This window comes from Bacillus sp. N3378-2at (genome assembly GCF_033412715.1).
GTDB lineage: Bacteria > Bacillota > Bacilli > Bacillales > Bacillaceae > Bacillus > Bacillus subtilis.
On sequence record NZ_CP117986.1, the window covers coordinates 2084431 to 2105815 of the forward strand.

A 21385-nucleotide genomic window follows, 5' to 3' on the forward strand; every position below is an offset into this window, starting at 1 on the left:
CCAGTCACCTCTCTTTCTAAACAACACGCGAAACTCGCCCGCCCCTCATGACCCGAACTCTGATTTGGCGTTTCATCATGCGTTCAATCATGGCATTTTCAGCTTGAGAGAGCTCAGCATCTTTCTCTTTTGCCAGTATCACCGTAACCCGGCCGCCTCCTATTTCTGCGAGGTGCAGCATATCTTCCGTTAACTGTCCCGTGACAACAACTTGATCAGCTTGGCGAACAGATGGCTTTCCCAGCTCTTCCCGTGCATATCGGCTTATCGGGTCTGCCGCATCACAATGAGCGATGGCTAAATGCCGAAGCATGTGCTTAAAATGCTGATCCCCTTCCTGAATAGGGAAAATGTTTTTTTCCTTCCCGATGGAAGCCAGGCCAGCGCCCGCGCCGTTTTTTAAAACAGAATAAAGAATCGAAGCTGTCACTGAAACGACCTCTTCGAATGCGTCAGAGGAAAAACGGTCCATCAGCAGAAACAGATTTTTGCTGCGAGAAGGCTCAAATTCCTTCGTCATCAGCTGGCTCCGCCGTGCAGAAGTCTTCCAATCTAACGCAGCAAACCGGTCTCCCGGCTGATAATTCCGCACACTTGCTGCGACTGAGGAATGGTGCTGATGAATAGGAGAAGAACCGCTTACACCGTCTTCCTGATGCCTCTCATTCACCTGATAGGAAAAACGCTGATAGAATGGATAAACAAACAGGGTATCATCCAGCTCAAAAAATGTAGTTTTTTCAATCAAGCCAAGAACATCCCCGGTTCGCACCCTGACAGAATGAAAGTGATGCTCTCCGCGCGGTACCCGAGCTAATTCATACGACATCGTCATGCTCCGTTTAAACCAAGGAAAAACGAGCCGTTTGGCCGCGGCTCCGTCTCGATTTAATGACTCGATACCTTCTGGCAGGCAATCTTCAATCACCATATACATCAGGGGAAATGGCAGCTTTCTTCTCAGCGTAACCGTTACGCCCAGCCTGTCCCCCGCATGCAATTGTGTTTTATCCATTTGCCTTGAAGCCTGAAAAGAACGGAGCGGATATAAGGCCAACAGCCCGGCATACAAGACAAAAGGGAGAAACGTGTAAAACAAAAACCAGCTGACAAAGCCGCCCTGAAACATCGCATAAGAAAAAACAGCAGCCGTCAATAAAGTTAATATAATCAGCTTCCAACCATATACGAGCCATTGCCATTTCTTATTCATCAGCGGACCGACGACCTTTGAACCGGCACCTTCACAGCTGACATGATCTCCCTTACGATCGCTTCTGCCTGAATCCCTTCAAATTTTGCCTCAGGATGAAGCATCATCCGGTGCGGCAGCGTGAAAGGAGCTAAATATTGAATATCATCCGGTATGACATAGTCGCGATGATGCAGCAGCGCGTATGCCTGTGCCGCTTTCATGAGGGCGATTGAGCCGCGCGGACTGACGCCTAATTGAACAGAAGGATGCTGTCTCGTTTTCTGCACAATTTCAACGATATATTCCTTAATGCTGTCATCAGCACGGACATTTTGCACTTCCCTCTGTAAAAAGATGAAGTCTTCTTTTGCAATAACCGGCTCAAGCGTCTCAATCGGATGGCTTTTTTCCTGAAGAGATAAGACGTCAAGCTCTTCATTAAAGGACGGATAACCCATCCGAAGTTTGAATAAAAAACGGTCAAGCTGAGCTTCCGGCAAAGGATAGGTCCCTTCATATTCGACCGGGTTTTGCGTTGCCATCACAAAAAAAGGAGCGGCAAGCTGCATCGTATGGCCATCTACCGTGACGCTTCCCTCTTCCATCGCTTCGAGCAAAGCCGACTGTGTCTTCGGAGAGGTACGGTTGATTTCATCGGCCAGCACGATATTTCCCATAATTGGGCCGGGACGATATTCAAATTCCATCGTTTTCGCATTATAGATAGATACCCCTGTTACATCAGATGGCAGCAAATCAGGAGTGAATTGGATTCTTTTGAAATCAGCGCCGATTGACTTTGCCAGCGCGCGGACCATCATCGTTTTTCCGACTCCGGGTACATCCTCAAGCAGTACATGCCCTTTGGCAAGAAGGGCTGCTAAGCTGAGTATGGCGATGTCTCGTTTTCCAACCATTACTCTATTAATATGTTCAACTGCTTTCCCCAGCAAAGGATGCAGGTCTTCTTGATATGCCATTCTTTTCCTCCTAATCATCTACAAAATTCATCATAATGTAACCTAACTTTACCACAAAAAGCAATCTGTATAAAAAAACGATTCTAGCAAATTGTTTCCAATAAAGCTGGCCAAAACACACAAAAAAGCTTCCTGTGGCAGGAAGCTCAATTATTTGTGTTCTAAAGGCTCCATATGAACATGCGAATAATCAATCGCATGCTCCTCCTTCATTCTCCGCTCAATTTCATTGGCTATATCGTGGCTTTCCGTAATATTTAAATCTGCCGATACCTCAACCACCACATCAACATGAACCGTACTGCCCAAGTATCTTGCTTTTATGTCTTTTAAACGGCTCACACCGGAGATTTTTTCGATTGTCTGTTTATAAGCGGAAATGTCCTTTGTGTCGAATCCATCTGTCAAAGAGTGAGATGATTCTTTAAAAATATCCCATGCGGTCTTGCAAATAAGCAGGCCGATCACAAACGCAGTGACCGTATCAATCCAAGCAAGATGGAATTGAGCAGCCACAATGCCGATAAACGTGCCGATACTGACCAATGCGTCTGATTTATTATCAGCAGCCGCAGCAAGGAGCGCCTGGCTCTTCACCTTTTTGGCCAGCCTTTTATTGTACCGATAAACGATCAGCATCAGGACTGCCCCGCCCGCTGCCGTCCAAGCCGCAATCATATCCGGCGTCTCTTGTTTAGCAGAAAAAATAGATTCTCCGGCGCTGAACAGCACTTGCAGTCCGACAACCATCATAATAAACGATGCGATAAGCGATGCAATCGTTTCCGCTCGGAAGTGGCCGTATGGATGATCTTCGTCAGGAGGCTTTTGAGAGATGCGCAGGCCAATCAGCACAGCAGCAGAAGCAATAATGTCAGTTGTGTTATTTAACCCGTCTGCCGTAAGTGCTTCCGAGTGAAAAAGATAACCGATGATCAGTTTAATTGCGGAAAGAACAAGATACGCGGCAATGCTGACCAGCGCCCCGGATTCACCCTTTTTCAATTCATCATATCTCTCCATTCAAAACCTCCTCCCGCTCACGTTTTCCTATTATTATCTTACAAAGCTGATCCGCAGTGGGTCTACAGAAACATGATTCACCCGCCACAGAAAAATAGTGACGAAGGAACACTTTTTCTCTCATCCAATTTATTTGCTCCGCCAAAAATCCCATCAAACCCAAGGACACCAGTGCTTCTCGCATTCTATCGAATTGTAAATATTACGCAAAATCACACAGCGAATAAAAAACGAAACATTTTTTCCACACATTCGCTGAAAGCGCAAACAAAACACTACAAATTTGAAATAAGCTGGTATATTTTCTTACACGAATTTTCGACAAACTGTATATTTATGATAGAGTTTCAATTATCATAATATTCAGTAATGATTGCATTTTAAAAGGAGGTAACTTATGAACCAGTCTCAATCAGGATTAAAAAAGGAATTAAAGACCCGCCATATGACAATGATTTCGATTGCCGGTGTAATCGGAGCCGGCCTGTTTGTAGGCAGCGGTTCAGTGATTCACTCGACCGGTCCGGGTGCCGTTGTTTCTTACGCGTTAGCCGGATTATTGGTGATTTTTATTATGAGAATGCTCGGTGAGATGTCTGCCGTAAACCCGACGAGCGGATCGTTTTCTCAATACGCTCACGACGCCATCGGACCGTGGGCGGGATTTACAATCGGCTGGCTGTACTGGTTTTTCTGGGTGATCGTCATAGCGATCGAAGCCATTGCCGGTGCTGGCATTATTCAATACTGGTTCCATGATATTCCGCTGTGGCTGACAAGTTTGATCTTGACCATTGTGCTCACCCTGACAAACGTCTACTCCGTTAAGTCTTTCGGTGAGTTTGAATATTGGTTCTCCCTCATTAAAGTTGTGACTATCATTGCTTTTCTAATCGTTGGTTTCGCCTTTATTTTTGGCTTTGCACCGGGCAGTGAGCCAGTCGGTTTTTCGAATCTTACAGGCAAAGGCGGATTTTTCCCGGAGGGCATCAGCTCCGTATTGCTCGGCATTGTCGTTGTCATCTTCTCTTTTATGGGAACTGAAATCGTTGCCATTGCAGCAGGGGAAACATCCAACCCGATCGAATCTGTGACAAAAGCCACCAGATCCGTTGTATGGCGCATCATCGTCTTTTACGTGGGCTCAATCGCCATTGTCGTGGCGCTGTTGCCATGGAATTCAGCAAATATTTTAGAAAGCCCTTTCGTCGCTGTACTTGAGCATATAGGAGTGCCGGCAGCCGCACAGATTATGAACTTTATCGTCCTCACAGCCGTACTCTCTTGCCTGAATTCAGGTTTATACACCACATCCAGAATGCTGTATTCACTTGCAGAAAGAAACGAAGCGCCGCGCCGTTTTATGAAATTGAGCAAAAAAGGCGTTCCCGTACAAGCCATTGTGGCCGGGACATTTTTCTCTTATATCGCGGTCGTAATGAACTATTTTTCACCGGATACCGTCTTTTTATTCTTAGTCAACTCATCAGGCGCAATCGCTTTACTCGTCTATCTTGTCATCGCAGTTTCCCAGCTGAAAATGCGGAAAAAACTCGAAAAAACAAACCCGGAAGCATTGAAGATCAAAATGTGGCTCTTCCCTTTCCTAACCTACTTGACCATCCTCGCCATTTGCGGAATTTTAGTGTCCATGGCGTTTATTGATTCCATGAGAGACGAGCTGCTGCTGACAGGCGTCATCACGGGAATCGTTCTGATTTCTTACCTTGTGTTCAGAAAACGCAAGGTGAGCGAGAAAGCGGCTGCCAACCCAGTTACACAGCAGCAGCCCGATATCCTGCCTTAATGCTGATCAAATCCTAAACGGCCTGCCGTTTAGGATTTTATTTTCTTCTTCGGGCGGTTTGCAGCACGAAGATTTTTTGTAACCATCACGTCCTTATTGTCATTAACTATAGTACCAATTTGGAAAATTTAGAAAAGGACAGATGAAAATGACACTTGAAAAATTTGTGGATGCTCTCCCAATCCCAGATACACTAAAGCCAGTACAGCAATCAAAAGAAAAAACATACTACGAAGTCACCATGGAAGAATGCACTCATCAGCTCCATCGCGATCTCCCTCCAACCCGCCTGTGGGGATACAACGGCTTATTTCCGGGGCCGACCATTGAGGTTAAAAGAAATGAAAACGTATATGTAAAATGGATGAATAACCTTCCTTCCACACATTTCCTTCCGATTGATCACACCATTCATCACAGTGACAGCCAGCATGAAGAGCCCGAGGTAAAGACTGTTGTTCATTTACACGGCGGCGTCACGCCAGATGACAGTGACGGGTATCCGGAGGCTTGGTTTTCCAAAGACTTTGAACAAACAGGACCTTATTTCAAAAGAGAGGTTTATCATTATCCAAACCAGCAGCGCGGGGCTATATTGTGGTATCACGATCACGCCATGGCGCTCACCAGGCTAAATGTCTATGCCGGACTTGTCGGTGCTTATATCATTCATGACCCAAAGGAAAAACGCTTAAAACTGCCTTCAGACGAATACGATGTGCCGCTTCTTATCACAGACCGCACGATCAATGAGGACGGTTCTTTGTTTTATCCAAGCGCACCGGAAAACCCTTCTCCGTCACTGCCTAATCCTTCAATCGTTCCGGCTTTTTGCGGAGAAACCATACTCGTCAACGGGAAGGTATGGCCATACTTGGAAGTCGAGCCAAGGAAATACCGATTCCGTGTCATCAACGCCTCCAATACAAGAACCTATAACCTGTCACTCGATAATGGCGGAGAGTTTATTCAGATTGGTTCAGATGGAGGGCTCCTGCCGCGATCTGTTAAACTGAATTCTTTCAGCCTTGCGCCTGCTGAACGTTATGATATCATCATTGACTTCACAGCATATGAAGGAGAATCGATCATTTTGGCAAACAGCGCGGGCTGCGGCGGTGACGTCAATCCTGAAACAGATGCGAATATCATGCAATTCAGAGTCACAAAACCATTGGCACAAAAAGACGAAAGCAGAAAGCCGAAGTACCTCGCCTCATACCCTTCGGTACAGCATGAAAGAATACAAAACATCAGAACGTTAAAACTGGCAGGCACCCAGGACGAATACGGCAGACCCGTCCTTCTGCTTAATAACAAACGCTGGCACGATCCCGTCACAGAAGCACCAAAAGTCGGCACAACTGAAATATGGTCCATTATCAACCCGACACGCGGAACACATCCGATCCACCTGCATCTAGTCTCCTTCCGTGTATTAGACCGGCGGCCGTTTGATATCGCCCGTTATCAAGAAAGCGGGGAATTGTCCTATACCGGTCCGGCTGTCCCGCCGCCGCCAAGTGAAAAGGGCTGGAAAGACACCATTCAAGCGCATGCAGGTGAAGTCCTGAGAATCGCGGCGACATTCGGTCCGTACAGCGGACGATACGTATGGCATTGCCATATTCTAGAGCATGAAGACTATGACATGATGAGACCGATGGATATAACAGATCCCCATAAATAACCAGACAAACTTGCCTCTAGCAGGCAAGTTTTTTCTTTATGAAACCTTTGGCCCTATTTATCGTATTACGTAAAAACAGCAAAAAGGAGCTGCTTTTTATGCTGACACACGACCTACATGAAAAAATAAAGCAATACATTTCCATTTATGCTGAATTAAAATCAAAATTAAAATGGAAAGTTTCACACAATCAGATATTAATGCTCATTTCTTCTGCATATATTGTGAATAAAAGAGAGTTTGATTTTCAGCGTTTATGATTTGAGCAGCTATATCAAATCAAACATCGGCAGCTTCTCAACACTCAATTCACACCACCGCTTTACTGTTGCATCTATTCTGGACATTCATTTTCAGCATGAGGCAAAACAAACATTTCATACTTTTATCGATGTATACAATGAAATGGTGAAGCTAGGATATAAGCGGGATATGTTCACATACCTTTCCGCTCTGATCTTGCTCACCGGCAAATCTGAAACGACAAACCAAAAAGAACAGATGAACATGGGGCTAGCAGTTTATCAGCAGATGAAGAAAAATCATTATTTCCTCACTTCAACTCAGAATGTTCCGCTTGCCGTACTGCTTGGAGAAAACGGAAAAGGTTTGCAGGCGCTACAGAAGGCGGAAACATGCTATCAGCTGCTGGCAGCCAACGGCTTTAAAAAAGGACAGTACTTACATCAGGTCAGCCATATTCTGGCCTTGCAAAGTGAAAAAGAGCCCGAAATGCTTGTTTCCGCTTGCAAACAGATATATCAATCGATCACTGAATCTGTCAAAAAACCAAAGGATTATCATTATCCAGACCTTGCTCTCCTCACATTTCTGGAAGAGCCAGATATCAAAACGGTTTTGTGCATCACTGACGAATTAAACCAGGAAAAAGCTTTTAAATGGCAAAAGGAAATGAATTTTAAAATTGCTGTCAGCCTCTATCTCAGTGAGCATATGGAGAAAAATCTGCTGATGGAATCAGGACTATACACCGCTATCGAAACAGTCATTCAAGCGCAGCAGGCAGCCGCGACAGCTGCCATCATCAGCTCAACAGCAGCCAGCCATACTCATGATGGAAACTAAAGGAGGAGAAACATGCCATACATCACATTAGAAGATCAGACACGCCTTTACTATGAAACACACGGGAGCGGGACGCCGATCCTGTTTATACATGGGGTGCTGATGAGCGGACAATTTTTCCACAAACAATTTTCGGCGCTTTCTGCCAATTATCAATGTATTCGTCTTGATCTTAGAGGACACGGCGAATCTGACAAAGTGCTTCACGGCCACACCATTTCCCAATATGCCCGTGACATAAGGGAATTTCTAAATGCAATAGAGCTTGACCATGTCGTTCTTGCCGGCTGGTCAATGGGCGCTTTTGTCGTATGGGATTATCTCAATCAATTTGGGAATGATAACATTCAAGCCGCTGTGATCATCGATCAATCTGCTTCCGACTATCAATGGGAGGGCTGGGAACACGGTCCATTTGATTTTGACGGCTTAAAAACAGCGATGCACGCCATTCAAACTGACCCGCTGCCTTTCTACGAAAGCTTCATCCAAAATATGTTCTCAGAACCGCCTGCCGAGACCGAAACAGAATGGATGCTGGCAGAAATCCTCAAACAGCCGGCTGCCATTTCTAGCACGATTTTATTTAACCAAACGGCCGCTGATTACCGGGGCACCCTCCAAAACATCAATGTGCCGACATTGCTGTGCTTCGGGGAAGACAAGAAATTTTTCTCTACAGCAGCTGGGGAACACTTGCGCAGCAATATTCCAAACGCGACACTCGTTACCTTTCCTAAAAGCAGCCATTGCCCGTTTTTAGAAGAGCCAGATGCTTTTAACAGCACACTCCTCTCCTTTTTAGATGGGGTTATTGGAAAGTCATAAAGAAAAAGGAATTAGGAGATTAGGGAAAAGTATGAGACAATAAGAAGTGTGCAGTAAAATACATGAGGGAAGAAGTGACTTTATGTCTTACTATAACAAACGAAATCAAGAACCGCTGCCAAAAGAAGATGTGAGTACTTGGGAATGCACAAAAGAAGACTGTAATGGCTGGACCCGAAAAAACTTCGCCAGCAGTGATACGCCATTGTGCCCTTTATGCGGAAGTAAAATGGTCGACGGCATCCGTTCATTAGTGAATCTCCAAAACAACAGCCAAACGAAAACAAGCTAGTTCTTCCCTATAACAAATGCAGTCTCCTGCAAGCAAACAAACCCCGAACGGAGACAAAATTCTATATTTCAGAATAAAAGCCTCTCATTGCAAGAGGCCAAATACGAAGAAAGAAGCCCAAAACTGTAAACGTTTAGGGCTTTTTTGTCTGTTTCAATGGTATAATATGGATATAAGAGGAGTGATAACGTGATCTCAAACCAGCAGCAAAAAGACTTGAAAAAAAGAGCTGCGTTCAAAAAGCTGAATGTTGCAATGAACTCATATGTTGAACTTCTGTTTTTGTCGATGCCGCTAATCCATTTTTTTAAATGGCTCGGATCATTAGCCCTGCACCTCATCCATTAAAAAAGCCACTCAGCTCATGGGACTGACCCCATAAGATGAGACAAATAAAAACACCTTCAAGTTTGAATACGGATGATTGTTATCCGAAATTAGACTTGGAGGTGTTTTTTCTATGGGGACAAGAGTGAGTTATCCGGTTGAAGTGAAACAGAAGGCTGTAGAAATGAGATTGGCAGGCGTACCTATGAAAGAGATCATGCAGGAGTTGAATATCAAAAATAATACGCAGATTAAGACATGGGTCAGATGGTATAAGGCTGGTGATACACATCGATTTGAACAGCCTGTTGGTAAGCAATACACTTATGGAAAAGGTCCGGAGTATTCTTCCGAATTAGAGAAACTGCAGGCAGAGAATCGATATCTGAGACAACAGAATGAAGTGTTAAAAAAGTACAACGAATTGGAAAGGAAGTTGATAGCCAAACGTCAGTCGAACTTGTAGAAGAATTGCACAGCACAATGACCGTGCAGGATATCTGTATTCATTTAGGTATCTCTCGCTCGTCTTATTATCGTTGGAAGAAGAATCTGAAGAAAGATCATCCCAAGCGCCATTTAGAAAAACAAATCGGCACGTTGTGCCGAGAGCACCAGTATCGATATGGATATCGAAAAATCACAGCTATATTAAAAAAGAGAATGTGTATTAACCATAAAACGGTTCAGCGTATTATGCAGAAAAATCAGTGGCAGTGCCGGGTTAAGGTGAAAAAGCGCAAGAAGAATGGGCAGCCATATGCCGTGGTCGACAATATATTAGATAGGAACTTTCAGTCTGATCATCCTCTTGAAAAACTAGTAACAGACATCACGTATTTGCCTTATGGACAGAAACAATTGTACCTTTCCAGTATATTGGATGTATATAATGGAGAAGTGATTGCTTTTACGATTGGAGATAAGCAGGACACAGACTTTGTCTTACACACACTTGATCAACTGCCAACACTGCCTGAGAACTGCGTGTTACATAGTGACCAAGGATCTGTGTATACATCTTACGAGTATCAGAAAGCTGTTAAAACAAAAGGCATTACCATGAGCATGTCCCGCAAAGGGACACCCGCTGATAATGCCTCCATCGAATCGTTTCATTCCTCACTAAAGTCTGAAACGTTCTATCTTAACAGCATTGATCGAACCACGACCGCCATCGTAGAACGCACTGTCATAGAATACATTCATTATTATAACAATATTCGTATTCAAACGAAACTAAACAACCAATCACCGATAAATTATCGGCAATTGGCTGTTTAAAAGGTGTTTTGATCCCTGTCTCAAAAACGGGGGTCAGTCCCCATGCCGAGTGGTTTTTATTAGTTAATCACAGAAAAGCTGTTGATGATGCCGTTCGGATTTTCCCATACTTTTTTGAAGGTCTTATTTTCAAGGCTATAGGAATAAATCGTCCGCACCTTAGCTTCACGCCCTGTTTCGTCCTTCAGCTTTTTAGCCCCCTTGGCTTCGGCAAGAAAATAAATGTTCTTCCCATCCTTAGAAAACTGAGGCTGTGCGTCAATTAACAGCTTAAATGATTTTTGATTTGAGATGATGCTTTCATACTTTTTCGTATCCGCATTGAGCATCTGAATAGAAGCGGTTTGCTCCGTTCCTTTCTGCGTATATGATGTGAATAAAATACGTTTATCATCATCAGAAACAGCAATATCGCTGATAAATTGGTTCAGGCTTTTCAGCTCATTAAATTTATGTTGACGGCCTTCCGCAAAATGAATCGTTGTCGGTTCAGGGTCGATGCCCTTTTCGTTTGCTTCATCTGTTTTCTTGTAGTCTTCTTCTACAGAATAATGAAGCAATGCAAATGAATCGTTTTTTTGGTTATAAAAGAAGCTGCTGACGGTGTCATCCTGATCATTAGCGGCAGGATAAAGATTTTTATACTTTTTCGTCTTCAGATCAAAAGCGGCGATCCGAAAATTGCTTTCGTCCGATTTTCCTAAGCGGAAATAGATGGTTGAACGGTCCTTTGATAAAAACAAACTGTCCGCACTCTCCGCGCCTTTATAAAGCACCGTCTTTTTATTAGACTTTAGATCCAGTTTAAAAAGCCTCATTTCATTCTGTTCATTATTGCCCGTATAATAGAGCACCTGCTGTTTTTGATCCAAGGCAAATGCCGGATAGCTGGTCAGCTTCTCCTCATGGATCACCTTGTCATTTTCATAATACTTTGTCAGCAGATCCGTATCTGTAATTGAAACCAGCAGCTCATCACCGCTTTCGGTATTGACTGAAACATCAGCAGCCTTCTCATGGCCTTTATCCTTTGCAACATAAAACGCAACCCCCGCGGCAGCTGCCGCTATTATCACTGCTAATAATAATATGATTCTTTTTTTCATCTTTTATCTCCACCAATAGAAAAAGCAAGAATGTGACTTCTTGCTTTCCAGATTATATATGTACATTAATAGCTGTAATGCCCCGCTACTTTACCTTTGCTTAATGGGTATCCAAGCGCTTTAAACGCTTTAGGGCTAACATCCAGCACTGCATTAGGCATTCTGCCAACATCATTTTTATAAACCGTAATCACCTTTTTAGGCTTCGCTTTTGCATAAGCTCTGATTTTTGTCCCGTTTCTAGGAACATCAAATCCGATTTTGGTCGCACAATCCCAATGTCCAAGTTTCTTACCTGAAGAGCCTTTTTTCCCGACTCCGTTATACCAAGTAATATTTCCGTTCACATGTTTCGCACTGGCATCTGATGAAAAACTAAAAGCTCCCAAAGTACTTCCTACTAAGATAAAAGCGGCTAAAATGACTTTCTTCAACATTTCGTCCCCCTGTTTGTTAACATCTAGGAAGATTATACACGATCAACCAGCTATTTTTTATTTCAATATCCTTACAGTAATGTTACAAAGTCAAAAAGTTACCTCTGCTAAATTAAACCATGGAAGATTATCCTATTATAATAGCGGTATTAGCGTTATAATTATTGATAGAGTAGTTGTCGCATTCAATATGAACGAACCATTACCGTATTGTTCAAACCAAATTCATAGCTATGTAAACGATTGATACTCTCATATAAAGAAAAAAGAGTGTGCGAGACCCTTTTTTCTTTAAAGTTTCTTTTTTCAAAAAAACGTAGATTATATTATATAAAAATTTCATTTCTTTTTTGGTTTTAAAAATGGCGATTTTGTGAACAGTTCATATTGACCGGTGCGGAATTACTCACATCAAAAGTTATAGGAGTGGTAATCCATGAAGGCAGCAAGATGGCATAACCAAAAGGATATCCGTATTGAACATATCGAAGAGCCAAAAACGGAGCCGGGAAAAGTAAAGATCAAAGTCAAATGGTGCGGCATCTGCGGAAGTGATTTACACGAATATCTGGGCGGCCCGATCTTTATTCCGGTTGACAAACCGCACCCATTAACAAATGAAACGGCACCTGTCACAATGGGGCATGAATTCTCCGGTGAAGTTGTCGAAGTCGGAGAAGGCGTTGAAAATTATAAAGTTGGAGACCGCGTTGTAGTCGAGCCGATTTTTGCTACACACGGCCACCAAGGCGCCTACAACCTTGATGAACAAATGGGATTCCTCGGCTTAGCCGGCGGAGGCGGCGGTTTCTCTGAATACGTCTCTGTGGATGAAGAGCTTTTGTTCAAACTTCCTGATGAATTATCATATGAACAAGGCGCGCTCGTTGAACCTTCTGCAGTTGCTCTATACGCTGTCCGCTCAAGCAAACTCAAAGCAGGCGACAAAGCAGCTGTATTCGGCTGCGGCCCGATCGGACTTCTTGTCATTGAAGCGCTGAAGGCTGCCGGTGCAACTGATATTTACGCTGTTGAGCTTTCTCCTGAACGCCAGCAAAAAGCTGAGGAGCTTGGCGCGATCATCGTAGATCCGTCTAAAACAGACGATGTAGTCGCTGAGATTGCAGAACGTACAGGAGGCGGTGTTGACGTAGCATTCGAAGTCACTGGTGTCCCAGTGGTGTTACGACAAGCCATCCAGTCCACTACAATTGCCGGTGAAACCGTCATCGTCAGCATTTGGGAAAAAGGTGCTGAAATCCATCCGAACGATATCGTAATCAAAGAACGTACAGTAAAAGGAATTATCGGATACCGCGACATCTTCCCGGCTGTATTGTCATTAATGAAAGAAGGCTATTTCTCAGCTGACAAACTCGTAACGAAAAAAATCGTACTAGATGATTTGATCGAGGAAGGCTTCGGGGCTCTTATTAAAGAGAAAAGCCAAGTCAAAATCCTTGTCAGACCTAACTAATTTGAAACCAAAAAGAATCCGCACTCGGGTGCGGATTCTTTTTTTAATTATCCAATCACTTCAGCCCCAGAATCCTTCTTTGCCCCGCCGTGATCATAAGCGCGGAAGTTTTCCTCCAGCTGCTCAAGCGAAAGCCCTTTCGTTTCCGGCAAAAACCTCTTCACAAACAAGACAGAGCAAATTCCTAATCCAACGAAGATAAAGAACGTTGTGGACAGGCCGATAGCTGCCAGCAATATCGGAAACGTGAAACTGACTGCAAAATTCACCATCCACAGACAGAATACCGTGACACCCATTCCCAGTCCGCGAAGGCGAAGCGGGAAAATTTCAGATAGCATCAGCCAAGTCACTGGTGAAATGGCGCCCTGCTGAAAAGCAAGAAATGTGACCGTTAATGACAGGACTACATACGGAAGTGCCGGTGATCCTTCAAGTACAAGTGAGAATATCCCGATTAGCAATAATGCTGTTGTCGTACCGATCAAGCCTGTCATCAGCATCGGCCGGCGCCCCACTCTTCCCAGCAGCCAGATTCCGACGAATGTTGCCAATACCGAAATCACGCCATTCGCAATATTTCCGATTAAAGCGGCTTCCGTTTGGAAACCGGAATTTCTTAGAATTTCAGTCCCATAATACATTATCGAATTCACACCTGTAATTTGCTGTACAATCGCAATCCCTAATCCAATAAACACAATACGGCGCACCCATGGGACCGAAAGATCTTTAAACGTCGCTTTTTCAAGCTGATCTTCTTTTTTGAAAGCGAATTCAATTTCTTGCAGCTCAGCTGCTGCCCGCTTTTCATCCCTGATTTTTTTCAATACACGCAAAGCATCTTCTTTTCTTCCTTTAGAAACAAGCCAGCGGGGACTCTCGGGCATTCTGATCATGCCGAAAAACAGGAACAAGGCTGGAAGTGACGCAATGACCAGCATAAACCTCCACACATGGGAGTTCTCTCCCATTGTTGTGCCAAGGATCGCATTAAAAACAAAGGCCAAAAGCTGTCCTGATACAATCATCAATTCGTTCTGCGTCACCATCCGTCCCCTGCTTTCCACAGGAGACATCTCTGCTAAATAGGCAGGCACCGTTACGGATGCACCCCCGACCGCAATACCAAGCACAAAACGGGAAATAATCATGACCGTAACATTTGGAGCAAACGTACACCCAATCGTTGAAATAAAAAATATAACAGCGAGGAACAAAATATTTTTGCGGCGGCCGTTAAAATCAGACATCCTGCCGCCAAACACAGCACCCAGTGCCGCTCCAAAAAGAAGTGAACTGGTGACAAGGCCCTCTGTGAAGGCATTGAGATTAAGCTGATCCGGCTCTCCCATATACGGCAAAGCTCCATTGAGCACACCGGTATCATAGCCAAAAAGAAGCCCGCCGAAAGTGGAGACTAAAATAATTGTACGTAAAAATGACATTTGATTGCCTTGTTTATTCATACTGTTTCCCCCAGTCTTTTTCAAAATGCGTATGTCAAAAACTTATTCCAGGGCTGCTGCCTTCCTCACATTTCGTAAGCAGGCTTCAGAAAATAGTTCTTCATGTTTTTATCCAATAGCCTTAAAACCTTCCCTTCTTCTTAGCATGTCAGTCCCAATGGAAGCGATTTCATTTCTCGCTAAAAGAGCAATGGTCATTTCTTTGTGCATAACCTTGTAAATTTGGCATTTAATAGTCACTTGATAGTTCAATTGTAGTGATATGATAGTGACATTTTTGTTATATCTGATATTATCATAATTATAAAAACGCTTTCAGTCAATATAAATTTCTGAAATTTTTTTACTCTATAAAAGGAAAATCACCAATTCAAGGGGAAAATGGACGTTTTTCTTCATGAAAGTGTGTGAATCAAGTCAAAAATCCTGTGATTTTCTATTCATATCGATAAATGAGTAAGTTTTGGGTAACTTCACCTATTTTTCTCTGTAAAATCAAACATTCGTTCAATTGTTTCAGACTCAAGATAAAAGGAAATAGAAAAGAAAAATAAAAGAAGGCTGGCTTAAGGGAGGCAACCAAAATGAATGAGGTTTATATCATTGCAGGCCTTTTATTATTGACAGCGGGGATGATTGATTTTTTATGGACCACGTTATGGTTAGAGAGCGGTGCAGGCCCGATCACAAGATGCCTGTCTGCCTGGCTGTGGAAGGGCTGCCGCAAAATCAGCGGTGACCACGCAAAGGTTCTAAGTATGGCTGGTCCTCTGCTGTTATGCCTGACGTTAGTGATATGGATCAGTCTATTTTGGGGCGGGTGGGTTTTGATTTACTCGAGTGACCCTCACTCACTTATGGAAACTCAATCAAAAGAACTGGCTTCCTGGTCAGACCGAATTTATTTTTCCGGCTATGTCATGTTTACATTAGGAAATGGCGACCTCGCTCCGAACGGAGGCCTATGGAAGCTTGTCACGATTATTGAAACAGCTCAAGGACTGCTTACCATCACGTTTTCTGTCACGTATTTGATTTCCGTCTTGAGTGCGGTTAATCAAAAACGCTCCTTTGCCCAAAGTGTATTAAGTCTAGGGCATGACGGAACAGAAATCGTCCATAATGCATGGAATGGCAAAGATTTTCACGACATTGATTTTCTTCTTGTCGCTGCCTCATCAGAACTGGGAAAGCTGACCGCTCAGCATAACGCCTTCCCCATCCTTCATTTTTACCACAGCACGCAGCATCAGGAATCATCCATTATAGCTGTTGCTGTATTGGATGAAGCTCTAACCATTTTCAAATACGGAATTCCTGAACAATATCAGCCGAATCAGCTTCATATCAAAGAAGCGCGCTCAAGTATCAAAAACTATCTAGATACCGTTCATACTGCCTATATCCATCCTGCAGAACAAGCGCCGCCGGAACCAGACATCTCAAAGCTTCAACAATCAGGCATACCGGCTTTATCAAAGCAAACATTTCAAATTGCCGTCAATTCAATAAAGGAACGTCGTCAATTGCTGCTGGGAATTATCCAAGCGGGGGCTCGAAAGTGGCCTGTTCAGGAGCAAGCAATAGGTAACGCTTATTCTCCTAAATAAAAAAGTCCGGAGTGTCTGATCACTCCGGACTTTTCACTGTATGATTCTTATACAAGCTTCTGGCCGCAATTCGGACAAAAATTGGCTTCGCCCGTTTTTGTTCCGCAGTTTGGACAGAAATTCGGTTTGCTTCCGCTGCCAGTTGACTGTGGGCCTGATGACTGTGCCTGCTGATTTTGATTCATTTGGTTCATCATCTGATTGGCCATATTCATTCCCATCATCATTCCAGCCATATCCGAAGCCGCTCCGCCTCCGCTCATCTTTCCGGATGCCATTCCATCCGTCATTGATATTTGCTGGTATCTGTTCACATCCCCAACCATACCGTAGGAAGCGTTCTTTGTAATCATTTCTTGAACCTCTTGAGGATAATTAAAGCTCATGATTTGAAAACCAGTGACTGTCATCCCGTCGCTTATTAAGCGCATATCTAAGTCCTCTTGAATTCCCTTGGCAATATCAAAAGCGTTTGCTTGAAGATTAAACATATCTTTCCCTTCTCTTGTGATCCACTTCATGAGAAGCTGATCCAGAATAGAAATGATACGGGTTTTAATATCCTCTACAAAATATTGATCTTTCACGCCAGCGATTTTATCAATCAGGCTGATATAGTCCTGCACCTTGAAATTAAATGTGCCGTTTGCGCGAATGGGCATCCCGCCTGGCATTCCCGCTGCCGGAATATTTATCGCCTGTTTTGTTCCCCATCTTACGGTAAATTCCTTCGTATTGACAAACAGCACCTCAGCTCGCATGCCGCTGTTAAAGCCAAACTTAAAGCCCTTTAACGTTGAAAGGAATGGAATAATTTCTGATTCAATATCATAATCGCCATCATCTTGAAAGACTCCTTCAACCCGCCCATTGTTCAAAAAGACAGCATCCTGTCCGGGACGAATGATTAAACGGCTCCCTTTTTTGATTTCACGATTGTTCCATTTATAAAAAATCATATCATCTCTAAATTCTTCCCACTCTACTACATTCGCTAATTGATTTCTGAAAAACGACATTACGCCTCTCCCTTTCTCTATTTCTTACATTTAAAAACTGCCCCGGCTTCCACTGTATGACGTGCCGCCTTTCGTAACACCGCCATCGCTGCCGCTGTCTTTATCTGATGGTTTTCTTTCTCTTGTTACAGTCGTTCTAATATAAGTGTCGTATTGATCAATCACATCAGACGTACGCTGATCCATATATGTATTTCCATTAACCGTTACTTTGCCGCCTGCATGATAAAGCATGATTGAAACCGCAATTCCCCCGACTGCGATGGCAGCAATCAGCTGAAACCACCATGTAAAGAATATGTTGTCAGGGTTTACTCCCGGTTTTATGCCCATATCTTTATAGGAAAGCTGAATATATGTCTCAAAAGCTTCAAAATAATTTTCATTGGATAAATCAGATGAAATCGTATTTCTGATGCTATTGAGCCTGCTGTTGTCCAAATACTGTTCGGCTTTTTTGAAGCCTGCGATAAACACTTCTCTGTTTGTCATATCAATGGTCAAAATGGCTGTACTGCCTTTTCCGTAACGATCATAAAAATCGCCGGTATAGTCGGCAATATCTTCACCGTTTGTGCTTTTGGTCGTAATAATGATGAAATTAGTGTCTCTCTTTGCACCCAACTCTGCCGAGAGAGATTCAAGTTTTCCGATCTCCGCTTTTGACAATAGATGAGCGCGATCGTACACATGCTGCTGCGATTCAGAGGCTCTTGCCGCTTCGATCCCCAGTAAAGGCACCATAATGAAGACAGCCAGCACAACAAAGATCGCTTTCCCTAAAAATCCCCGCATCAAAATCCGCCTCCCATCATCAATGAGACGAGCTTCAACGCAAGAAATGTCCCGCCTGCTATTCCGCTAAACCATGCCGCCACTTTTCCTCGACTGATCGGCGGCTTTCCAACAACCTTTCCTGTTTGCCCGTTCATCGCAAAGATATGCTCCGCTCTTTCATAATCGTAACTGACCATCCAAACAGGAAGCAAAACGTAAAAGCTGTTCACGTTTTTCGTGTGAATATGTTTTTCCCTCACATTGACTGACGTATATCCGGAAAAAGTAGAATGGATGTATGAATCTATATAACTGCTGATTTTCTCTTTTGCCCTCGGAAAAAGCTCCTCATCGGTATAATTGTACTTTTCCGCAATATAACCGGCCAAATATGCCGTTTGAAAGTCCTTCAGCTCTTCGTATGAATAAGGCTCCAATTTGTCCATTAATTCGTCTTTCATTTTTTCAGAGGCATCGACAGGGATTTTCAAATAATCGAGATTGATATCACGAAACGCTTCAAAGTGCTCTGTTTCCGTGCAAATATAATCCCCTTCTTCATACCGGTGGACCCTGGTACAGTTTGCTCTCACCTGTACTTCACTATTTAAATCAAACATCCAAAACGGAATATACATGCCGGTGATGCTTTTAATGCGATCGGCAGACATGAAACCTCTTGGTGTCAGAAGGCCTTTTTTGCACCACTTTCGAAATGCCTGCTCCGCTTCTTGCTTGCTGATTGTAAATCGAATGACCTTCGCCGGCGCCAAATGTCCTGATAAACGATCGGCAAGTATTGCAGCACCCCCGCAGAAGCTGCACGTCGTTGCTGTCGTTTCAGCTTCCGTGATCAAAACGGCACCGCAGTTTTCACATTGATATTCTTTTGCTTCATCATCAGAAAACCGTGCCGCAATGTTTTCTTTCGGAAGGCTTTCAATATTGTCCTGTCTTCCGCAGCTGCCGCAGGATAACGAGCCGGTTTCACTGTCAAATGCCATATCACTGCCGCAGTTCGGACACTTATAAGATATTATCATTACCGTTCCCTCTCACATCTTATGATAAAATGACGCCGCAGCCGAGAGCTGCGGCCTCCTATGTATTACTTATCGAGCATCATTTTCGCTTTTAACGCCGCAAGTTCATCATCAATCTGGCTTGAACCGCCAGTGTCATACTTTGCAGTCAGATCAGCCATATCATCCTGCGGAGCGCTGTTCAGTTCAGCCATTGCATTGGCCTGATCAAGTGCCTTATTTACTTTGTCCTCCATTCGGCCGAATGCAGACATTGATTGGCTTGTACTTGAAACAGAAGCGTCCAGTTTGTTCATTCTTTCTTGCGTTTTCGCTACTGCCCACTTCGCCTTGATCATATTTTTACGTGCTTCCAGCTCTCCAATGTCAGATACCAATTTGTCATGCATCTTTCTCATCTGTGCGGCATTGGTTGCAGCAATTTGATTCGCCGCCTGCAGCTCATGAAAGCTTTGACTCCAAAGGTGTTTTTCTTTCAAGAAATTTTCTCGCATCGCTCTCATTCCCGGCTTGCAGCGCCTTCATTGCATAGCTTTCCATCTTTTCCATATCCGCCTGGCATTCGTGATATTCTCTTTTTGCTCTCTGCTCCTCGGCCATAACAGCTGCTGTTTCTGCCTTAACCTTAGCCAAATCGCTATTCATATTTCTTAAATATTGATCTGCCATTTTCTCCGGATTTTCAGCCTTGTCCAATAAAGCATTGATATTCGCAGACATAATATCTTTAAATCTTCCAATTATACTCATTATATCGTTCCTCCTAAAGCTAATTCGGTAACCCTTGTTACATATACTATTTATTATCGTTAAAAGTTTCACTTTTTTAATAAAAAATGACATTTCAAACAAAAAATATACAACTTTTTACCTGAACAAAAATGTAAGCAATAAAAAAAGATGCCCCCAAAAGTCCAAAGACTTTCAAGAAACATCTTCAATGATTTACAAAGAAACTTCGATCTCATCCAAGCTCGGCAGTGCATCAATCGCTCCCATTTTAGTGCACACAAGAGCTCCGACCTTATTGGCAAACGCCACAATCTCACGCAGTTTCACAAAATCTGCTTCTACAGATTGAATCTGATCCGTGTTTGCCAATTGATATAAAGCCGCACCGACAAAAGCATCTCCCGCCCCTGTTGAATCGATTGATGTCACCGGAATGCTTGGAATGATTTCACGGTCTTTTCCATTGGAAAGAAGCGTTCCGCTTTTCCCAAGTGTCACAGCGACAATGTTGGCTCCGATCTCATGAAGGATCGCAACACCCTTTTCATGATCCTTCACACCGCTGATAATCTCAAGTTCCTCGTCACTGACTTTCACAAAATCACTTACAGCGATCGCTTTTTTCGCAACACTTACAAACTCTGAGACTCTTCCCCTCCATAAATCTTCACGGTAGTTAGGGTCAAACGAAATAAACTGTCCATTGTCTTTCGCAATCGACATCAGCCGTAAATAGGCTGAGCAAAATGGATCTGATAACAGTGCCGTCGCAGAGCCGAAATGAAGGATTTTCGCTCCGTTTAGTTTTTCCTGGTCAATATCCTCCAGCGTAAACAAAGCGTCCGCGCCTCTATTAAAAACAAAGTCACGCTCTCCATTTTGTTTTAATGAAACAAAAGCAAGCGTTGTAGGCGCTTTCTCATCCATCACCAGCATAGAGGTATCGACATGTACAGCGTCCAATGTTCGCTTCAAAAAATACCCAAACGGATCCTTTCCTACTTTTCCGCTGAAAGCGGCGTCTCCTCCCAGCTTGGCAATCGCTGCCGACACATTCGCCGGTGCCCCGCCGGCACTTTTCAGGAAATGGCGCCCTTCCATTAAATCAACGTCAACATCGGTACAAAAGAAATCAATCAACAATTCCCCAATACAAACTACAGAATGACTACGCATATTATCACACTCATTTATAAAGTCTAG

General features: G+C 43.5%; 19 protein-coding genes and 2 pseudogenes. 10 read left to right on the top strand and 11 right to left on the bottom strand.

Features of this window, described 5'->3' with window-relative positions:
- Window positions 1-16: 16 nt before the first annotated feature.
- The 3 genes from PUN35_RS11285 to mneS form a co-directional block, all read right to left on the bottom strand.
- On the bottom strand, window positions 17-1213 hold the full coding sequence (locus tag PUN35_RS11285; protein ID WP_014479052.1) for a DUF58 domain-containing protein: 1197 nt from the start codon (window positions 1211-1213) through the stop codon (window positions 17-19).
- Window positions 1213-2175: an AAA family ATPase gene (locus tag PUN35_RS11290; protein WP_014479051.1), complete on the bottom strand. Its 963-nt coding sequence runs from the start codon at window positions 2173-2175 to the stop codon at window positions 1213-1215. Before PUN35_RS11290 ends, PUN35_RS11285 begins: the two co-directional genes overlap by 1 nt.
- 150 nt (window positions 2176-2325) lie before the next feature.
- Window positions 2326-3198 carry a manganese transporter MneS gene (mneS, locus tag PUN35_RS11295; protein ID WP_014479050.1) on the bottom strand — a complete coding sequence of 291 codons (873 nt, stop codon included), beginning with the start codon at window positions 3196-3198 and terminating at the stop codon, window positions 2326-2328.
- Between the two features lie 72 nt (window positions 3199-3270).
- On the opposite strand from mneS, the gene PUN35_RS11300 reads away from it, so the two are divergent.
- The 8 genes and pseudogenes from PUN35_RS11300 (at window position 3271) to PUN35_RS11335 (ending at window position 10512) form a co-directional block, all read left to right on the top strand.
- Window positions 3271-3558, top strand: a complete 288-nt coding sequence (locus PUN35_RS11300) for a hypothetical protein (protein WP_009966725.1) — start codon at window positions 3271-3273, stop codon at window positions 3556-3558.
- 37 nt (window positions 3559-3595) lie between these two features.
- Entirely contained in the window at window positions 3596-5005 is a 1410-nt protein-coding gene (gabP, locus tag PUN35_RS11305; protein WP_014479049.1) for a GABA permease, read from the top strand.
- A 148-nt stretch (window positions 5006-5153) separates the two neighbouring features.
- The gene (gene cotA, locus PUN35_RS11310; protein WP_014479048.1) at window positions 5154-6695 is read left to right on the top strand and encodes an outer spore coat copper-dependent laccase CotA; all 1542 of its coding nucleotides are present in this window, start codon (window positions 5154-5156) and stop codon (window positions 6693-6695) included.
- A gap of 98 nt (window positions 6696-6793) precedes the next feature.
- Window positions 6794-7781: pseudogene (locus PUN35_RS11315) on the top strand (DUF4003 domain-containing protein).
- Window positions 7782-7793: 12 nt separating this feature from the next.
- Window positions 7794-8609: an alpha/beta fold hydrolase gene (locus PUN35_RS11320; protein WP_014479045.1), complete on the top strand. Its 816-nt coding sequence runs from the start codon at window positions 7794-7796 to the stop codon at window positions 8607-8609.
- An 82-nt stretch (window positions 8610-8691) separates the two neighbouring features.
- Window positions 8692-8901, top strand: a complete 210-nt coding sequence (locus PUN35_RS11325; RefSeq protein ID WP_003234008.1) for a cold-shock protein — start codon at window positions 8692-8694, stop codon at window positions 8899-8901.
- Window positions 8902-9090: 189 nt separating this feature from the next.
- Window positions 9091-9249 (top strand): hypothetical protein, encoded by a 159-nt coding sequence (locus PUN35_RS11330; RefSeq protein WP_014479044.1) that lies wholly within the window; start codon window positions 9091-9093, stop codon window positions 9247-9249.
- 112 nt (window positions 9250-9361) lie between these two features.
- Window positions 9362-10512 (top strand): IS3 family transposase gene (locus PUN35_RS11335; RefSeq protein ID WP_087614160.1). Its coding sequence is split into 2 segments (ribosomal slippage): window positions 9362-9635 and window positions 9635-10512, totalling 1152 coding nucleotides; the frame shifts between segments, so codons are not numbered across the junction.
- 59 nt (window positions 10513-10571) lie between these two features.
- Here PUN35_RS11335 and PUN35_RS11340 read toward each other — a convergent pair.
- The gene (locus PUN35_RS11340) at window positions 10572-11618 is read right to left on the bottom strand and encodes a PD40 domain-containing protein (RefSeq protein ID WP_014479042.1); all 1047 of its coding nucleotides are present in this window, start codon (window positions 11616-11618) and stop codon (window positions 10572-10574) included.
- Between the two features lie 65 nt (window positions 11619-11683).
- Entirely contained in the window at window positions 11684-12055 is a 372-nt protein-coding gene (gene walM / locus PUN35_RS11345; RefSeq protein WP_003234013.1) for a cell wall metabolism protein WalM, read from the bottom strand.
- A 436-nt stretch (window positions 12056-12491) separates the two neighbouring features.
- Between walM and bdhA the strand changes: the two genes are divergently transcribed.
- Complete coding sequence (gene bdhA, locus PUN35_RS11350) at window positions 12492-13532, top strand: (R,R)-butanediol dehydrogenase (RefSeq protein WP_003234015.1); 1041 nt, start codon at window positions 12492-12494, stop codon at window positions 13530-13532.
- A 47-nt stretch (window positions 13533-13579) separates the two neighbouring features.
- On the opposite strand, the gene iolT is transcribed toward bdhA, so the two are convergent.
- The gene (iolT, locus tag PUN35_RS11355; RefSeq protein ID WP_014479040.1) at window positions 13580-15001 is read right to left on the bottom strand and encodes a myo-inositol transporter IolT; all 1422 of its coding nucleotides are present in this window, start codon (window positions 14999-15001) and stop codon (window positions 13580-13582) included.
- A gap of 584 nt (window positions 15002-15585) precedes the next feature.
- On the opposite strand from iolT, the gene PUN35_RS11360 reads away from it, so the two are divergent.
- Window positions 15586-16611: a potassium channel family protein gene (locus tag PUN35_RS11360; RefSeq protein WP_014479039.1), complete on the top strand. Its 1026-nt coding sequence runs from the start codon at window positions 15586-15588 to the stop codon at window positions 16609-16611.
- Window positions 16612-16658: 47 nt separating this feature from the next.
- On the opposite strand, the gene PUN35_RS11365 is transcribed toward PUN35_RS11360, so the two are convergent.
- From PUN35_RS11365 to PUN35_RS11385, 5 genes and pseudogenes are all read right to left on the bottom strand, one after another.
- Window positions 16659-17630, bottom strand: a complete 972-nt coding sequence (locus PUN35_RS11365) for an SPFH domain-containing protein (protein ID WP_014479038.1) — start codon at window positions 17628-17630, stop codon at window positions 16659-16661.
- Window positions 17631-17660: 30 nt separating this feature from the next.
- Window positions 17661-18425 carry a TPM domain-containing protein gene (locus PUN35_RS11370; RefSeq protein WP_014479037.1) on the bottom strand — a complete coding sequence of 255 codons (765 nt, stop codon included), beginning with the start codon at window positions 18423-18425 and terminating at the stop codon, window positions 17661-17663.
- Window positions 18425-19450: a TFIIB-type zinc ribbon-containing protein gene (locus tag PUN35_RS11375; protein WP_014479036.1), complete on the bottom strand. Its 1026-nt coding sequence runs from the start codon at window positions 19448-19450 to the stop codon at window positions 18425-18427. Before PUN35_RS11375 ends, PUN35_RS11370 begins: the two co-directional genes overlap by 1 nt.
- A 65-nt stretch (window positions 19451-19515) precedes the next feature.
- Window positions 19516-20200 (bottom strand): annotated as a pseudogene (locus PUN35_RS11380) (PspA/IM30 family protein).
- A gap of 195 nt (window positions 20201-20395) precedes the next feature.
- On the bottom strand, window positions 20396-21358 hold the full coding sequence (locus PUN35_RS11385) for a carbohydrate kinase family protein (protein ID WP_033881542.1): 963 nt from the start codon (window positions 21356-21358) through the stop codon (window positions 20396-20398).
- Between the last annotated feature and the right edge of the window lie 27 nt (window positions 21359-21385).

Excerpts from the sequence above, each read along its gene's own strand:
- gabP (WP_014479049.1), top strand. The coding sequence starts at position 3,596 with ATGAACCAGTCTCAATCAGGATTAAAAAAGGAATTAAAGACCCGCCAT.
- bdhA (WP_003234015.1), top strand. The coding sequence starts at position 12,492 with ATGAAGGCAGCAAGATGGCATAACCAAAAGGATATCCGTATTGAACAT.
- PUN35_RS11320 (WP_014479045.1), top strand. The coding sequence starts at position 7,794 with ATGCCATACATCACATTAGAAGATCAGACACGCCTTTACTATGAAACA.
- walM (WP_003234013.1), bottom strand. The coding sequence starts at position 12,055 with ATGTTGAAGAAAGTCATTTTAGCCGCTTTTATCTTAGTAGGAAGTACT.
- cotA (WP_014479048.1), top strand. The coding sequence starts at position 5,154 with ATGACACTTGAAAAATTTGTGGATGCTCTCCCAATCCCAGATACACTA.
- PUN35_RS11370 (WP_014479037.1), bottom strand. The coding sequence starts at position 18,425 with ATGCGGGGATTTTTAGGGAAAGCGATCTTTGTTGTGCTGGCTGTCTTC.
- PUN35_RS11360 (WP_014479039.1), top strand. The coding sequence starts at position 15,586 with ATGAATGAGGTTTATATCATTGCAGGCCTTTTATTATTGACAGCGGGG.
- PUN35_RS11385 (WP_033881542.1), bottom strand. The coding sequence starts at position 21,358 with ATGCGTAGTCATTCTGTAGTTTGTATTGGGGAATTGTTGATTGATTTC.
- mneS (WP_014479050.1), bottom strand. The coding sequence starts at position 3,198 with ATGGAGAGATATGATGAATTGAAAAAGGGTGAATCCGGGGCGCTGGTC.
- PUN35_RS11285 (WP_014479052.1), bottom strand. The coding sequence starts at position 1,213 with ATGAATAAGAAATGGCAATGGCTCGTATATGGTTGGAAGCTGATTATA.
- iolT (WP_014479040.1), bottom strand. The coding sequence starts at position 15,001 with ATGAATAAACAAGGCAATCAAATGTCATTTTTACGTACAATTATTTTA.
- PUN35_RS11365 (WP_014479038.1), bottom strand. The coding sequence starts at position 17,630 with ATGTCGTTTTTCAGAAATCAATTAGCGAATGTAGTAGAGTGGGAAGAA.
- PUN35_RS11300 (WP_009966725.1), top strand. The coding sequence starts at position 3,271 with ATGATTCACCCGCCACAGAAAAATAGTGACGAAGGAACACTTTTTCTC.
- PUN35_RS11340 (WP_014479042.1), bottom strand. The coding sequence starts at position 11,618 with ATGAAAAAAAGAATCATATTATTATTAGCAGTGATAATAGCGGCAGCT.
- PUN35_RS11325 (WP_003234008.1), top strand. The coding sequence starts at position 8,692 with ATGTCTTACTATAACAAACGAAATCAAGAACCGCTGCCAAAAGAAGAT.
- PUN35_RS11375 (WP_014479036.1), bottom strand. The coding sequence starts at position 19,450 with ATGATAATATCTTATAAGTGTCCGAACTGCGGCAGTGATATGGCATTT.
- PUN35_RS11290 (WP_014479051.1), bottom strand. The coding sequence starts at position 2,175 with ATGGCATATCAAGAAGACCTGCATCCTTTGCTGGGGAAAGCAGTTGAA.